This is a genomic window from Clostridium sp. JNZ X4-2, assembly GCF_054889485.1.
In genome coordinates, this window is sequence record NZ_CM142685.1 from 3,286,745 (window position 1) to 3,303,642 (window position 16,898).

General features: G+C 33.2%; 14 protein-coding genes. All 14 read right to left on the bottom strand.

The genetic code is table 11. The features are described from left to right. Window positions 1-5 precede the first annotated feature (5 nt). Window positions 6-200 (bottom strand): CLC_0170 family protein, encoded by a 195-nt coding sequence (locus ACYUJ6_RS15830; RefSeq protein WP_461843658.1) that lies wholly within the window; start codon window positions 198-200, stop codon window positions 6-8. A gap of 758 nt (window positions 201-958) precedes the next feature. Beyond that, a complete protein-coding gene (locus ACYUJ6_RS15835; RefSeq protein WP_461843659.1) occupies window positions 959-1,858 on the bottom strand; it encodes a fumarylacetoacetate hydrolase family protein in 900 nt (299 codons plus the stop codon). Window positions 1,859-1,869: 11 nt separating this feature from the next. Further along, complete coding sequence (locus ACYUJ6_RS15840; RefSeq protein WP_461843660.1) at window positions 1,870-3,030, bottom strand: UxaA family hydrolase; 1,161 nt, start codon at window positions 3,028-3,030, stop codon at window positions 1,870-1,872. Between the two features lie 18 nt (window positions 3,031-3,048). Then, a complete protein-coding gene (locus ACYUJ6_RS15845) occupies window positions 3,049-3,342 on the bottom strand; it encodes a UxaA family hydrolase (protein WP_461843661.1) in 294 nt (97 codons plus the stop codon). A 332-nt stretch (window positions 3,343-3,674) separates the two neighbouring features. Next, window positions 3,675-5,462, bottom strand: coding sequence for a sigma 54-interacting transcriptional regulator (locus ACYUJ6_RS15850; protein ID WP_461843662.1), 1,788 nt, complete (start codon window positions 5,460-5,462; stop codon window positions 3,675-3,677). A gap of 148 nt (window positions 5,463-5,610) precedes the next feature. After that, window positions 5,611-6,774 carry a UxaA family hydrolase gene (locus tag ACYUJ6_RS15855; RefSeq protein WP_461843663.1) on the bottom strand — a complete coding sequence of 388 codons (1,164 nt, stop codon included), beginning with the start codon at window positions 6,772-6,774 and terminating at the stop codon, window positions 5,611-5,613. 53 nt (window positions 6,775-6,827) lie between these two features. Beyond that, entirely contained in the window at window positions 6,828-7,127 is a 300-nt protein-coding gene (locus tag ACYUJ6_RS15860) for a UxaA family hydrolase (protein ID WP_461843664.1), read from the bottom strand. 49 nt (window positions 7,128-7,176) lie between these two features. Beyond that, window positions 7,177-8,148, bottom strand: coding sequence for a 2-keto-3-deoxygluconate permease (locus tag ACYUJ6_RS15865; RefSeq protein WP_461843665.1), 972 nt, complete (start codon window positions 8,146-8,148; stop codon window positions 7,177-7,179). A 1-nt stretch (window position 8,149) separates the two neighbouring features. Continuing rightward, window positions 8,150-9,034: a dihydrodipicolinate synthase family protein gene (locus ACYUJ6_RS15870; protein WP_461843666.1), complete on the bottom strand. Its 885-nt coding sequence runs from the start codon at window positions 9,032-9,034 to the stop codon at window positions 8,150-8,152. A 295-nt stretch (window positions 9,035-9,329) separates the two neighbouring features. Beyond that, window positions 9,330-10,172 carry a 4-(cytidine 5'-diphospho)-2-C-methyl-D-erythritol kinase gene (gene ispE / locus ACYUJ6_RS15875; RefSeq protein WP_461843667.1) on the bottom strand — a complete coding sequence of 281 codons (843 nt, stop codon included), beginning with the start codon at window positions 10,170-10,172 and terminating at the stop codon, window positions 9,330-9,332. Window positions 10,173-10,471: 299 nt separating this feature from the next. Next, window positions 10,472-13,096, bottom strand: a complete 2,625-nt coding sequence (gene cphA / locus ACYUJ6_RS15880) for a cyanophycin synthetase (RefSeq protein ID WP_461843668.1) — start codon at window positions 13,094-13,096, stop codon at window positions 10,472-10,474. Between the two features lie 271 nt (window positions 13,097-13,367). Continuing rightward, window positions 13,368-14,174, bottom strand: coding sequence for a cyanophycinase (locus tag ACYUJ6_RS15885; protein ID WP_461845527.1), 807 nt, complete (start codon window positions 14,172-14,174; stop codon window positions 13,368-13,370). Between the two features lie 388 nt (window positions 14,175-14,562). Beyond that, window positions 14,563-16,116: a DUF3794 and LysM peptidoglycan-binding domain-containing protein gene (locus tag ACYUJ6_RS15890; protein WP_461843669.1), complete on the bottom strand. Its 1,554-nt coding sequence runs from the start codon at window positions 16,114-16,116 to the stop codon at window positions 14,563-14,565. 370 nt (window positions 16,117-16,486) lie between these two features. Next, window positions 16,487-16,723, bottom strand: coding sequence for a Veg family protein (locus tag ACYUJ6_RS15895; protein ID WP_106010073.1), 237 nt, complete (start codon window positions 16,721-16,723; stop codon window positions 16,487-16,489). Between the last annotated feature and the right edge of the window lie 175 nt (window positions 16,724-16,898).

A 16,898-nucleotide genomic window follows, 5' to 3' on the forward strand; every position in this document is an offset into this window, starting at 1 on the left:
TTCCTTCAAAAAGAATAAATTGAAAAGGCATATAACAGGCTCGAAAATATTAAAAAGAATATACCTATTATTTTAGATTTCAGAGCAGTTTTCTTTAATTTATCCCTCTCAAACTTTTTTGAGTCAATAAATGTCAAAAAAATTCCCTGAATTACCATAAGTATAAAAAAATATTTATTGAACAGGCGAATCACATTCACATACTTTACCTCTTTCCATTTCTCACTTAATTTAGAATAACTCTAAATTATTTTCTACCTATTGTAAGCTATTTATTCATAAAGCTATATATTTCAAAATGAAATGGGAGTGTTGCAAAACTGTTTCGGTAAAATCCCTTCAAGTAAGAAGTATTCTCTTATTATTTACTATTATTTTATCATCGTGCCTTAAGGTATTATTAATCCAGCGATATCTCATATCAGGATACTTATCATGAACTTTGTCTATCCATTCAGCAATCTTGATGATTTATTTTCAGTTTCTTTCATAAATCATTTTTATGCTTCCAATTCACATGTCTCAAACAGAATTTTATTCTGGACTTGCAAGTGATGTTTGATAATCTTGTTAATATTTACTGAACCAATATGCCAGCAAATTTATGATGCCATGCCTTCTCATATTTTTATTAATATAGTTATTTCAAATCAGGAAAAGTTGTTTTTGAGTTTCCAACTGTTCTCTTGCAACCTATATCAATCTTTTATTCATTTTTATCAGTGAGTTTCACAATTATATAAACATATATGCACTTTTTGTTAATATAGGAAAAACATTTAAAAAAAAGCAGAAACCTTCTCAAAATTTTCTTTTTGAGAAGATATCTGCCTTGATGGCATTACAAATAAATACTAAAATACTGTGAACAAGACGATAACATCTATCTGAATTTAAAATATAATAAAATTATCTTCTTATTATAATTTTTTTAGGACATGTGGTAAAACTATGAATACTATATTACCTTATTTTTCAAGACCCCTATATTCTCCACTTCACATTGTACAATATCACCTTTCTTCAAAAACCTGGGGGGCTTAAACCCCATGCCAACTCCCGATGGAGTTCCCGTAGCTATAATATCTCCTGCTCTCAGCGTCATTCCTGAAGAAAGCTCATGAATTATAGTCGGAATATCAAATATAAAGTTCCGTGTATTCGAGTTTTGTCTCAGTTCTCCATTTACCCTGCTGCATAAATTCAATTCTACAGGAAACTTGATTTCACTTTTATAAACCACACAAGGTCCAAACGACGTAAATGTATCAAGACTCTTGCCCCTGTACCATTGGACATGCCTTTGCTGCACATCTCTGGCACTGATGTCATTCATAATGGTATATCCGAATATATAGTCTTCCGCCTTTTCTTTAGGTATGTTTGTTCCTTCTTTTCCTATTATAACGGCCAATTCAACTTCATAATCCAATTCATCTGTAACATCCGGATGACTGTCTATATAGTCATTTGGTCCTATAGGTGCAACTGCTCTCTTTGAAAAATAAACAGGATGCTCAGGTATATCTATAGAATCATCTTTAAAACTTTCGGCAGTTTCTCTTACATGCTCTTTATAATTAAGTCCAAGACATATAATATCACTTTCCGTTCTTTCAATGGGAGAACTTATTTTTATGCCAGATACATCATAAACACCATCTCCAGAATACATTGTTTCAGAATATATCCTCTCCAATAATTTAAGATCAATTTCATTTAGATTCTTTATCAGGTCACTTATATTTTCATATTTAGCATTTAACTTTATATGCTGGAAATCGATTACCCTTGTCATGGATTTATCGTACATACCCAATTTCTTTTCACCATGCTTTATAAAATTTACAAATCTCATAAGATCACCCTTTATACGTAATTACACAGTCTACTTATAGCAATATCATTAAATCCGAAAGCCTCGGCTTTTACAACTTTTCCGTTGGCAACAGCTATTATTTCTCTTAGCAGCTCTTCTCCCATTTCTTCAATGGATTTAGTTCCTGCAATTACAGGGCTTGCATCAAAATCAATATTTTCCTTCATTTTTTGCAGGGTTATTTTATTTGCAGTCATTTTTAATACCGGTGCTAAAGCATTCCCGGTAGGTGTCCCTCTGCCTGTTGTAAATACTACCATCTGAGCACCACCAGCTATCAATCCTGTTACCGAAGCTATATCATATCCCGGCGTATCCATTATAACTAATCCCTTCTTGCTCGGGCCAACTCCATAATCTGTAACTTCTACAATAGGTCTATGTCCACCCTTGTGTATACATCCTAATGATTTCTCTTCAAGTGTAGTTATTCCGCCAGCTTTATTTCCCGGAGAAGGATTTCCATTTCTCAAGTTTTCTCCTACTTTCTTTAAATGATTTTCATATCTTTTAATAATGCCGTAGATCTGATCCTTTATTTCAGGTGTAGCTGCCCTCTGTGCTAGTATATGTTCCGCTCCTATAAATTCTGTGGTTTCGCACAATATAGATGTTGATCCAAGATCCACCAATCTATCACTGGCATTACCAAGTACTGGATTTGAGGCCAATCCTGAGGTTGGATCGGAACCACCACAGTTAGTAGCCACTATAAGATCTGATAATAAGCACTCCTCTCTTTCCAGCATTGAAGCTTCCATAACAAGTTGTCTTGCATATTCTACACCTTTTTTTATTGTAGCAGTAGTACCCCCTTCCTCCTGGATAACCACCAATTTAAGAGGCTTATTAGTTTTGGATTGAATCAGTCTATACATATCATCTGGTTGAGCATTTTCACATCCAAGTCCAACTAATACGGTACCATAAACATTCGGATTAGCAGAAAGTCCAGACAATATATCCATTGTAATCTTCAAATCTCCTTTTACCTGTGCACATCCATTCTGATTTATAATGTTTATAGTTCCTTGCACCTGATTTGCAATAGCCCTGGCAGTTTCACTGGAGCAGGCACACGTAGGCAATATCAATACATGATTTCTAATTCCAACCTTTCCATCCGGTCTCTTATATCCCAAAAAATTCATATCTAAATCCTCCTCTATTTAATCTTCTATAAATTCACGTATACTTATTAAATTCTGAGAGTGTACATGCTGACCTTTTTTTATATTTTTTGATGCTTTACCAATTACTTGTCCATATTTATAAACCAAATCTCCTTCTTTTATATCGCATATAGAAAATTTATGATATATGGGTACATTTTCTAATATAGATATTTGCTCAATTTTTTTCCCTGTTTTATATCTGGCAGTATTATTTTCCACTAATCCATCTAAAGCAACTGCAACACTATCCTTTTCGCTGATCAAAAGCGAATTAATTTTATCTTCCATCTTTATCATCCTTTCATAATATTTATAATAACCAAATTCAAATCTATATAAAAGCAAATAGCATACCAATTCGTATAAAATCAATATAATATTGTCCAAATTGATTATAAAGCATTGAATTCACAGGTTTTATCAGAACAATTACAGATTACAAAAATATATATAACATAAGGATTTTTATATTTAACTAGTTTTTTGTTTCAAAAATAGGATGTACAATTTCAAATTTGAAATTGTTAAAATAATGTCAATCATTGATCAATTTTACCAATGACATTTTTTAACTTTCGCCATTATATTTAAATGCAGATTTTATTTTTGAATCTATTTTTCTATTTTATAATATTTAATTTTCTCCACAAAGTCGTCTTGCTGATATTAAAATCCCGACACAATTTATCTTTGTCTCCATTATATCTATCTAATAAAGTATTGAATATTTCACTTTCCATTTCCTTTATATTGTAAGATAACTTAATATTTATCTCATTGCTGTTTCCCAAATTTTTTGACTTGAGCATATTTAATATAATCCGCTGATCTAATTTCTCATTTTCTGAACAGGCTACAACAAATTTGGCAAAATTTTCCAGTTCTCTTACATTACCATACCAATTGTATTTCAGAAGAGCTTCGAAAATATCATCACTTTCCCATATTAAACATTTATTTTCCTTGGCACACTGCTTACCTATAAAATTCTTAAATAGAGGTATTATATCTTTTTTCCTAAATCTAAGGGGTTGTAGCTTCAATTCCAAAACATTTACCCTATAATATAAATCTTTTCTAAATGTATTATTCATACACTCTTCTTTCAGATTTTTATTTGTGGCACATATAATTCTCACATCTATTGGAATATTTTTATTTCCTCCAACTCTTCTAATTTCATTCTCCTGAAGTACTCTCAATAATTTTGCCTGAAAATTTAAGGAAACCTCTCCAATCTCGTCTAAAAACAAGGTACCCTTATCAGCCAATTCAAATAGGCCTTTTCTTCCCCCTCTTGCACCTCCTGTAAATGCACCATCTTCGTATCCAAATAATTCACTTTCAATTAACGATTCACTTAAAGATGCACAATTAACAGATAAAAAAGGGCCATTGGATCGTCTGCTTTTATTATGAATACTTTGTGCAAATAATTCTTTTCCTGTTCCAGTTTCTCCATAGATCATTACAGTTTCACATGATCTTGCAAATCTAATGGCATCAACCTTTATATCTTCCTGACCTATAATATCATCAAACGTATACTTGGCCTTAAATTCAATTCCACTTTTCACAGTATCTTTATTATTTTTTTCTTTTATTAGGATAACATTTCCTATACATCTTTTGTCAACATTCACAGGAATTTTCTTGTGCATATTGCTGTTCAAAATTCTATCAAGATTTTTTTGTGTAACATCTACTTCATAATATCTAAACAATTTTTCTATGTTAGAATTAAACAACAACTTATCATTTCCACCAGTAAGAACAACACCTTCTTTTATACTGTTAAGTAAAATTTTAATCTGCTCATTCTTGTATCTACTTATTAAATCATAATTTAATATATTAGTACATCGTGACAGTGCATTAACAATGGATTCTTCACCAGACTCCAATAATTCAGCATGTATTCCATTTCTCCTTGCCTCATATACTGCTGTTACATCCCCAATTATGGCATCAATATCGCCTTTTTCAGCAAGGTATCTTACTTTGTTCTTAACATCTCCTACCTCATGACACACTGCAAACTGCAAATTTATATCTAAAATTTTAGTGAGATACTGCCTTTCACTTTTTCCAATAATGTTCGCTACATTAACAATTGCTACCTTTTTATAGCCTCCATTAATTACTTTATTTACAGATTTTAGCACATCGACAGACGTTGCAGATATATCGATTACTGGAACATGGACTCTGTCACTCAAATAATTTGATGTTCCCCACCTGCTTAGAACAATCCTTGTCCCATTCTTTATTGCATAATTTACTTCATCAATACTTTGGTTCATATTCCCTTCTATTACAGACAACTTTACATCAGATTTTTCATTAAGTTTTTTTGCTAAAATTTCAAGCCCATGATAAGGTGCAACTAATAATATATTACCATTCATATTAAATCCCCCACCTAATTAATATCAATCACCTATTTAAATTATATACTATAAGCAGAAAAAAATATTATAGGACTTTAAATTATAAAAACAGGAATTCTTGCTAAAATTATGTTTTATCAAAAATTCCTGTTTTTATGGTATAAAGCTACATAGTAGGTCCTATTCTCCAAATTCCAAAATCGTTTTCTCCAAGTATTTCAGCTTTTGTAAGTTTTCCTGAAGCTACATCTACTATTTCCTCCATAATCCTTTTACCTACATCTTCCACTGATTCCTCTCCATCAATTATGGTTCCTGCATTAAGATCCATATTATCCCTCATCCTTTTAAATATGTCCGAATTAGTGGAAACTTTTATAGTAGGTACAATAGCCGAGCCTGTAGGTGTACCTCTCCCAGTTGTGAATACACATATCTGACATCCACCTGCTGCCATACCGGACAATTGTTCTATATCATTACCCGGGGTATCCATATATATCAGCCCTTTTTCACTTATCTTCTGGGCATAATCAATTACATCTACCAAAGGCTTAGTTCCTGCTTTATGGACACATCCAAGAGACTTTTCTTCAATTGAAGATAATCCACCTTCAATATTTCCTGGTGATGGGTTTCCACCTCTCATATCAACATTTAAAGCTTTTGCAGAATTTTCACATATTTTAACCTTTTCAAAACATTTTCTGGAAACTTCTTCATTTATAGCTCTTCGCGCAATTATGTGTTCGGCTCCAATTAATTCTGGAGTCTCAGCCAGAATTGAAGTTCCTCCAGCATCTACTAAAATATCACTAGCTTCACCTAAAGCAGGGTTGCCTGAAATTCCTGAACAGGCATCTGATCCTCCACACTCTGTTCCAAGAATCAACTCAGATATATCAATAGGTTCACGTTTTAATTTTGATGCTTCTTCCATCATTTTATTGGCTGAACTAGCACCATCAGATATTGCCCTGTATGATCCACCTACATTCTGAATTATTACACAATGAACAGGTTTATATGGGCACTGTTTCTTTATTTCCTTCGCTACATCCTGTGCCCTTACAACTTCACATCCCAGGCCCACTACAACTACTCCGAAAACATTAGGGTTTGTCCCATGACCTATAAAAACTCTTCCAGTCTGTTCCGCATCTGGTGCAAGTTCTGAACATCCATGTTGATGCTCCACCCATACTGTCCCAGCAACATTTGCTGCAATACCTCTGGCCACACGATTAGCACAAACTACTGTCGGTAAAATCAAAACATGATTACGAATGCCGGCTGATCCATCAGGGCGGCGATATCCCATAAATTCCATAATTACATCCTCCATAAATATAAATCTTATTTTATTTCTTAATATTTTCTATATTAATCTTTATTCAGATCACCACGACCTCGGATAGGTTTAAGATTATGAACATGTACATGTTCTCCCTTCTTAATATTTTTCGAAGCCATACCAATAGTTTCACCATATTTGACTATTTTTTCTCCTTCGTTAATATCTTTAATTGCCAACTTATGTCCGAAATATATCTTCTCTGTTACTCGTACTTCAACATTTTTTTTATTGATTTTTAATGTTACATATGTTTCAGGTGGAATTTCGCTAGTTGCCGTTGCTACATTATCAACAGCTTTAATTACAATTGCTTTAGCTTTTTCCATTTAAATTTCCTTCTTTCATGTTGATTTTATTATTAATAATGATTATTATTTAAATAGTTTTTAAAGCCTTCTGTTTATCAAATTTAGGACATCCGTATCTTTTAGCTATAAAGTCAACAAATGGAGGAACTATTATTGCCGTTATTACTACCGCTGCTGCAATTTGTGTAGTAGCCGCTGCAACGAAGGGTTTCCATGTTGGATCAATTAGTGCTACTGCAGCTGGTGTAGCTATTGTATTTCCTGCTGCACTTGCTATGGCAGCTCCCGCATACCCAGGTCTTCTAGCTACAAATTTATCAGCAAACAGAGCAACTCCTCCTCCAATAATGAATATCATTGCAGCCAAAAAAATGCCACTCAATCCTGCTTTAACTATACTCCCAAAATTTATTCCTGCACCAATTGAGAAACCTATAAATGGTATTACCATCCCAACCCCAGATGAAAAGAATTTTCTAACATCAACATCCAAATTTCCTAATATAAAACCAACTATTAGAGGTATTACCGCAGCAAGCAATGATATCATAGGTATATTGGCAAGTCCGGACGCACCCAATGTAAGTAATGCCAAAAATGGTCCATCATGTATATTCATTATTCCCATAGCAGCTGCATCTGCCGAATCTCCATACTCACCCATTAAAGAAAGATATAAACTCCCATTAGCTCCTGTAACAGAACTAATTATCGCAAGAACCGACACTCCCATAAATCCGACTCTACCAAATATTTTACTTACTGCTATACCCAAAAGTGCACCTGCAAGATATTTGGCTATTAATAGAATTGCTCCTCTTCTAATAGCTTCTGGGACTTCCCTAACTTTCAAATTAGTTCCTATGAAGAATATCTGCATGCCTACTACAGTGGCAACAGCTGCATTAGAGAAAAGTGCAGTTGTAAAAGATCCTATTTTAAGGGCATTAGGTGCAATAGTATTAATCAGTGCCCCTATCAATAACGGCACCACCATCATTCCACCCGGAACTTTTTGAACTGTTTTCATTATTTTCATTTTACTCACCTCCTAATAATTTTTTGATTTCTTCTATACTGGCATCATCAAGCAAATTATATGGTTTTTTAGGCATTGGTACTATATCAAGACCCTGCAATGCCTTAATTGTCTTTATAGTTGTAATAAAATATGGTGCTACTGAATATACGGACATTAGGCGATTAACTTCTTTTTGAAATTTGCTTACACTCTGAAGGTCGTTTACAATAAATGCCTTATAGGCATCAACAAATAATTTAGGGAAAACATTAGTAAGTCCTCCTATAAGTCCATTACCTCCTGACATCAAGTTTGGTATTAAATATTCTTCAAATCCTGAAAATACTGCAAAATCTGATATTTCATGCTTTACTAAATTGATTAATTCTCTTGTATGGCTCATTCCATCTACTGTATCCTTTATGCCTATTATATTTTTGAATTCTTTAGCCAATTTCAAAACAACTTCAGGATTTATATTTACAGACGTCCTTTCTGGAAAATTATATATGAGAATAGGCAACTTTGTATTGTTGGCAATATCACTGTAATAATTGTATATATCATTATCATTCAATTTAAAATAATATGGAGAAACTATAACCGCCGCATCGGCACCTTCATCTTCAGCAAATTTTGTCAGTTCAATAACATCATCAACTACAGTTCCCCCAGTTCCTATTAATACAGGAATTCGTTTATCCACAGTTTTTACTACAAATTTGATAAATTCTTTTTTTTCTTCCATATTCATTGCAAAGAATTCTCCTATACTGCCCATAAATAAGATTCCGTTTACCCCATCATCTATCAAACCTTCAATCATTTTCTTATTGCCTTCAAAATCAATCCTCCTTTCTCTATCAAGAATAGTAATCATCGGCGTAAATATACCTTTTAACATCTTAATACCTCCAATTAAAAAATTTATAATGCTGTCTGCAATAATGATAAAAGCAAACTCTATGCCAAAAATACTTATTAGAACATTATTATCCATTGAGATTATGTAATTAGAGGTTCTGCGCCAAAGTTCCTAATAAAACTAGTCCAATTAAATTAACATTTATTTCACTAATAAAATAAAAGCATTACTGGGAATTTCATTAATGAAATTCCCAGTAATGCCGAATATTAATTAGAATTTAAAATATGCATACTTATTAAGGGAGCATACCATTGGACAGCCTTTTTTTATTTCATATAGTTCTGGTTATAAAAGTCTCTTTATATTTAATTTTCATCTTATCATAACATATTTGTGCTTTTAACATATCATCAAAAAAGGCAAATATGCTTGGACCACTTCCACTCATCAGTGCTCCCAAAGCTCCAAAGTCAATTAATTCTCTTTTTACTTCCCTCAATATAGAGTGTTTCCTCAATGTCACATTTTCAAGAACATTTTTCATGTTTTTACTTAACACTAACAGCTTATTCCTGCGGATAGCATCTATTAACAACCTAGTATTAGGATGTCTTACCACCTTATTTATATCCAAATTTTTATATACCTCTTTAGTACTAACTCCGAAAAATGGTTTAACCAATATCAATATATGATTTCTAAATGGAGTAAGCGGAGTTACTATTTCCCCTATGCCCTCACATAGAGCAGTACCCCCTATTATACAATAAGGAACATCTGAACCTATATTCAGTCCTATTTTAATCAATTCACTATTATGTACCTCAGGGACATACATATCTCTCATAGCTTTCAATACTGCTGCAGCATCTGCACTTCCTCCTGCAAGTCCTGCTGATGCAGGTATATTCTTAAATATATTTATGCTAATTCCATCTTTTATATTGTACTTACGCATAAATAGCTCTGCTGCTTTATAAGCTAGATTTCTATTATCACAAGGTAAATATTTTTTATTACAGTCTATGTGTATTCCATTTTTAATTTTACATATTTTTAAAACATCATATAAATCTATAGTTTGCATTATCATTTTTAAAAGATGGTATCCATCTTCTCTTTTCCCCATTACATCCAAAGAAAGATTTATTTTGGCATAAGCTTTTACCAGCATTTTAATTGTTACTACCTCCAAAATTGTTTAATTATTAATTCTAAAACAGTATAATACTATTTTAAAATTAAAGCTATACTTTTAAAATTTCCCAATTGACGATTTTACCTATTTAAAGTATAGCTTCATTTTTATTTCAAGGCTATCATTGGCAGGATAGACACTGCTCCGTCCTGCATAATCTTCTCCCCTAAAGGATAACGTATTCTAATCGCTAAAGACACTAAGAATACTGTTAATAAGGTTCAGGTATAGAAGGACATTTTTATAAGCAGATTCCCTCTGACCCAAGAATCGCTTTATACCATGGCTACATGCCCCACTCTTCTGTTTTCATCCTTTAATTTTTTATTTATCAATTTTACCAGGGGACTCATTTCCTCAAAAAATATTATTATCAAGTCTCCCTGCTTTCCATTATTTATTGCTCTCTCCAGTGCAGTTTCTTCATCAAATATAGTTTCTACTTTTTTTATATCAAAATTAGTTTTCATTATACCACTTTTAAGAATTGATGCTATTTCTCCAGGTTTTCTGCCCCTTCTATCCTTATCTTCTTTTATATAGATATAATCAAAACTGTTTCCTGAAATTTCACCTATCTTTTCAACACTATTGTCAGTTCTATCTCCGGGGACACCGATGATTCCCACCAATCTTTTATATTTTAATTTTTTAACACCCTTTATAACCGCTTTATATCCTTCTATATTGTGACCATAATCCAAAACAACATTTATTCCATTTAAATTGTAAATATTGAATCGTCCAGGATTAAAAGACGCATCACCATAAAAACTTTTCAGCCCGTCTTTTATAGCGGAATAAGCTATATTAAGCCCAATTGCAGCCCCACAGGCAGCCATGGCATTTTCTATGTTATAGGTCAGCTTTCCCTCTAAAGATATCCTTATATCCTTTATCTTTATTATGGGGACTATTGCACCTTGCCTTTCAAAATACATAATGTGATCATTAATATATATTCCATATCCGCCCCTGTTTATGTTTTTTCTGAGAGCTGTATTTTCTTTATCTTTTGAGAACATAATTATAGAACCTTTCATTCTATTGACTATGGTTTGGCTTACTGAATCATCCGCATTTAAAACTACATATCCTTTTTCCCTTACGGCTTCTCCAACCAGTGACTTCACATAAGCCAGATCCTCCATTGTATTTATTCCATCCATACCTAAATGATCTTCAGTTATATTGGTTATTACCGCCACATCTGCCAGATCATAAGCAAGACCTTTTTTTATTATTCCACCTCTTGCAGTTTCCAGCACTGCCGCTTCTACATTCTTATTGCTTAATATGGTTCTGGCACTATAATATCCGGTAGTATCTCCCCTGCATATACACTTATTGTCTATATATATTCCTCCTGTAACGGTCATGCCGACCCTATATCCGGATTTACTCAATATATGTGCGATAAGCCTGGTTGTAGTGGTCTTGCCATTTGTTCCCGTAACCGAAACTATGGGCATGGATTTAGACTTGTTAAACAACATATTCACTATAGCTCCGGCTACATTTCTTTTTTTGCCCTTATTGGGATACTGGTGCATTCTAATACCCGGTGCCGCATTTACTTCTATTATGCCCCCTCCGGTTTTAAACATGGATTTACCTATGTCCATACAGCATATATCTATTCCGCAGATGTCCAATCCAACTGCATCTGCCGCCCTTTCACAGATATCTATATTTTCCTTACAGATTAGATCAGTACAATCTATGGCCGTTCCTCCCGTAGATAAATTCCCATTTTCTCTTATAACCAGTTTTTTATCTTTAGGCAAAACACTATCCAATTTATAATTATTTTTAAGTACACAAGCTTTTAACTCATCATCTATCTTTATTTTAGTTAAAGGTTTTTCATGTCCTTCTCCCCTCATACTATCCATATTTAAATTTTCTATCAATTGGGCTATGGTTTTTATTCCGTCTCCTACAACATAAGGCGGTATTCTTTCAGCTGCAGCTACTACCCTGCCATTTACCACACACACTCTAAAATCTTTTCCAATTATATTTTTCTCCAGTATTATACTGCTGAATTTTTTCGACAATATTTTATAAGCATTTACTGCTTCTATCTGATTTTTTATATTCATGAATACACCTTTGCCCTGATTTCCAAAACATGGTTTTAAGACTACTGGATATCCTATTTCCTCAGCGAGTATGGATAATTCCTCCAGGTTATCCACCCTTTCTCCTTCTGCTACAGGCAAACATTGACTTTTCAGCACTTCCTTAGTCAATATCTTATCACAGGCTATATCTACAGCGGTGGCCCGTGTATTGCAGGATATAGTTGCCTCTATAATTTTACTGTATTTTCCGTATCCCAATTGAAATACACTGTTGCTTCCAATTCTAGTTACAGGTATTCCTCTTTTCCTGGCTTCTGCTATTATGGATAATGTGCTGGGGCCGATTTGTTCTGTGTTTAAAATCTCCCTTAATTTTATCATATCCTCATTAAATTTATAATCTACTCCCCTTATCAGAGAATTTACTAAATTTACGGCTACCCTTCCAACTTCCAGCGCTGTATTTTTATATGAATATTCATATATTACATAATATTTGTCTCCTTCTACTTCTCTTGCCTTTCCATAACATACATCAATCCCCAGGTTATTTTGAATTGCAAGTATAATATGTTCACAAACATGAGCCAGGTAAGTTCCCTCTTCCAGCCTTTTTTTAAACCCCTGTTCTTCATCGATTCCACACCTATGTTTGTTTAATTCAGGTATGGCTCTTAATAACCTTTCATTAAATCCATCTATCTCCCTGGTTGGGATCTCACTGTATCCTTCCAAATCCACAGACATTCTTATACATTTTTTATGAGCAAATATATTTCTTCCTTCAAAAACTCTAAAATCATCTATCTTCATTTTTGCGTATACTGCCCGTTACGTAAACACCGCAATTCTGCATGCATTGTGTTTACTTCCCCATTCATAGTATCTGATTTTGCTATATGCTACTTTCATTTGGCCTGATACTCCAGGGGCTTAAAATCCCGTTTAACTAACGGTATATCAGCATCTATTCTAATGCTATTCACTGATTTAACGGTTTTCTCCGACTCCTCCCTTATATCTATTTGACCCTTTTCTTGATTTTTAATTGTTTTTTATTTATAAATTATCAAATCAAACTTCTTCAATTGTTATAAGGCATTTTATTTATTAAGTTAAACTTATCTCCATATTTAAGCACATGTAATCTCACATTAAATATGGACAGTATTTCCTCAGGGTACTGTTCTGATACATTGCTGTAGGCTATATTGGAGCCATCTATTACATAAACTGCTCCTGAACCCATTACTGTAAATTCATCACCGTCTTTAACCATAATGGCTGTATCTTCATCTATTCCAATACCCAGGCTCTGTGGATTTTCTGCTATTCCCACAAGAATTCTTCCTATTCTTCCCCTTTGTGCAAAATGTTGATCAATAATCACACCCTTTATAAGTCCCAGTCCTGGTGCCATTTTTAAAGTACACTTTTTAGGGGATTCCTCATCGGGACCTGTTATTATCATAGTATCACTCATAACAGAAGCTCCTGCAGAGGTTCCAACAAAAGTACATCCTTTTTTGTATACTTCCTGAATTTTTGAATACAGCGGAGTACCTCCTATAAGGCTTGTTATTCTGAGCTGATCTCCTCCTGTAAAAAACATCAATGCGCTATTTTCTATAATGGCTATATTGTTTACATCAAAAGCATCCTTTCTGTTCCTTATAGTCAATATCTTTATATTTTTTATACCCAATTCCTGAAATATCCCTTTATATTCATCTCCCAATTCCTCCGGCATTTCAGATGCAATAGTTGCAATAACAAGTGTATCCTCTTGTTTTTTCAGCCTACTGCAGACTTCTTTCAATATTTTTTTTTCACCGGTTTTGTCTTCCGCTCCTCCTATTATTATTAAATTTTTTTCTAATTTTTCTTTCAATACCATACACCCTCTCCTGCGGATATCTTATATTTTTTCCATATTCTCGATTATTATGCGCAAAACAAAAACTTCAGCAGTTTATTACTGAAGTTAATCTGAAGCTCCTGCTTCCATGGGATGAATATTCAAAGAGTAAGCGATTCGCACCAAATCGAAGATTTGGTCTCTAATCTAAGAAACTCCTTCTCTCTTCACCCGAATGAGTAAGCGATTCGCACCAAATCGAAGATTTGGGCTCTAATTTAAGAAACTCCTTCTCTCTTCGCTCGAATGAGTAAGCGATTCGCACCAAATCGAAGATTTGGGCTCTAATCTAAGAAACTCCTTCTCTCTTTGGTCGAATGAGTAAGCGATTCGCACCAAATCGAAGATTTGGGCTCTCTGCTTATATTAAGGCTCTTCCTGGTATGATGAGCTTTTCTCCCACCTTTATGACTTCCGGATCTTCTATATTATTCAATTTTACCAGATCTTCTATGGTTGTATAATATTTTTTGGCTATTTTCCAGAGTGTATCACCCTGTTGAATTACATATATTGTTAAGCTGGCCTTTTTAGCAGGGAATTCCCCTTCTGCAGAATCTATGTTTACCAAAAATTCTTTATGAGTAATATAATTTACTCTTGCATAGGCTTCTACTACCGCCTTTATAGCTATGGTGTCTATCTCTATATCTCCCTCTATGCTCTCCAAGGCCACTTTTGCTATGCACTGCATGTCAATTTTGGCCTCAGGTACATCTATACTGCAATTGAAAGGTATCTCATCGCTGGCCTTATTTATTTCATCTTCCAAATTCCTGTATAAAACCTTGACATTTAAAATTCCCTCCACAACAACTTTATCTTCTACTATTTTTTTATCTGTTATACACACTTCACCATAACACATAATTACTTCTTTAGGTTTAGAGTTTGCCCCTAATTCTATATTGGATTTAATCATACTTTGAGCAGTATTTTGTCCATGCATTACATTTAATTCATAATCCTTTTTGTCCATCTGCATAAGTGATGAAGGAGAATAAGCATCTTCTATTATATCCATATCCTCTTTGTACATTACTTTAGTATTGGATTTTATCAATACTTCCATTTCAATTATTCTGCTTTCCCCTAGATCATCTTCCCTTATGCCTTTTTCCATTTCCTCCACATAAAAATCAGTATAGCTGTCCATGGATGGAATTACCCCATCTAACGGAACTTCCTTATTTACATAAACATCTTCCTCTATATATTCTATGTTTCTTGTATCTTTTCCCCTGTAAAGCACACCTATAAGCACATATGCCTCTATGGATATCTGCCCTTCCAATACCTTTACATTTTTTTTGTGAACATTTACGTTACATTCCAATATACTACCTATCTGCGGTTTATCTACAGGTATCTGAATTTCAGTTTTTGCAACTAAATCCCCTGATACTGTTCCCACTATTTTATCTATGGTATCAGGGTTCTTTAACATCTGTATGTCTCCAGAGTTTTCTACATCCTTAATAACTTCAAATTCATATTTTTTATATACTTCTGCCTTTAATTTTATAATCCCTTCAATGGATACCTTTCTTTCATTGGCTACTGCACAATTCATATGTTCCACATAACAGTCAGCATCACAAAGCATAATATGCTGTGCCCCTGGTATCTCAACATAATTTGAAAACTCACCAGTATAGCTCACACTATAAATGCCCATGTTTTCATCTTCCTTGGCCAAATAAAGTATGGTGTATTCCACCTTTCCCTCTACAAACACCTTATCCTGCATTACTTCCTTATTAATTATGCTTGGCTTTGCATTGAGAATTAAAATATGGTTAACATCTGGATTAGTATCCGGTATTATATATTCTGCTTTTATTACGGTATCAGAAAAATTTTCAGCCATCAGCTGTTCACATTCTATATTTTCTTTAACAAAATCTATGCTCATATTTATTACCTCCCCATAAAACCTACTATTTATTTATACAAATCAAAAATAAAAAATATGCCAATGTTTTTGATAATTTTTATAATGTCTATTAATATTGACATTTGCAGAATTTTGACGTAATATTAAATTGGTTGTTAATCATATAACCTCTCATAAATTCTCAATACCCTTTTATACCATAGTTGAAAGATGGAAGCTTACCATCTTTCTTCTTACCCTATAAATTACAACAAAAAATAGTACATTAAATGATAATTATTTTAATTATTATTTGATATACTATTTAAAATTATTATATTTATAAAAATGAATCAATGAACTTTTAAGATAATTAATAGATACTTAAAGAATTAAGTGTCAGATTTATTTATACTGAAAAAACTAATTGAACTGTCTTTGTTAAGACATCTGAATAGCTGTAAGTCACTTTCCTTTGGGTGTCACTTTCCAATCTAATTACAAATATGCTGGGATAAGCCTTTTCTATTATTCCTTTATTTACAAAGACTTTTCTCCTTCCGCCATTTGCCTTTAAAGTTACCTTGTCTCCTACATGATTTTCAATATTTTTTCTTATAGAAGCTAATACATTTATTCCTTCCATTCTCTAAACACCCTCTCTCTACTTCTTATATTATACATCATAAGGTTAATTATGTCAACCAAACTACTTAGTATATAGTTAATAATTTATTTTGTCAATATTAATTTTTTGTGAACAGAGCCGGCATGGTTTTATTTATACTAGATATATTACTGTTTCTTCAAGTCACTTATAT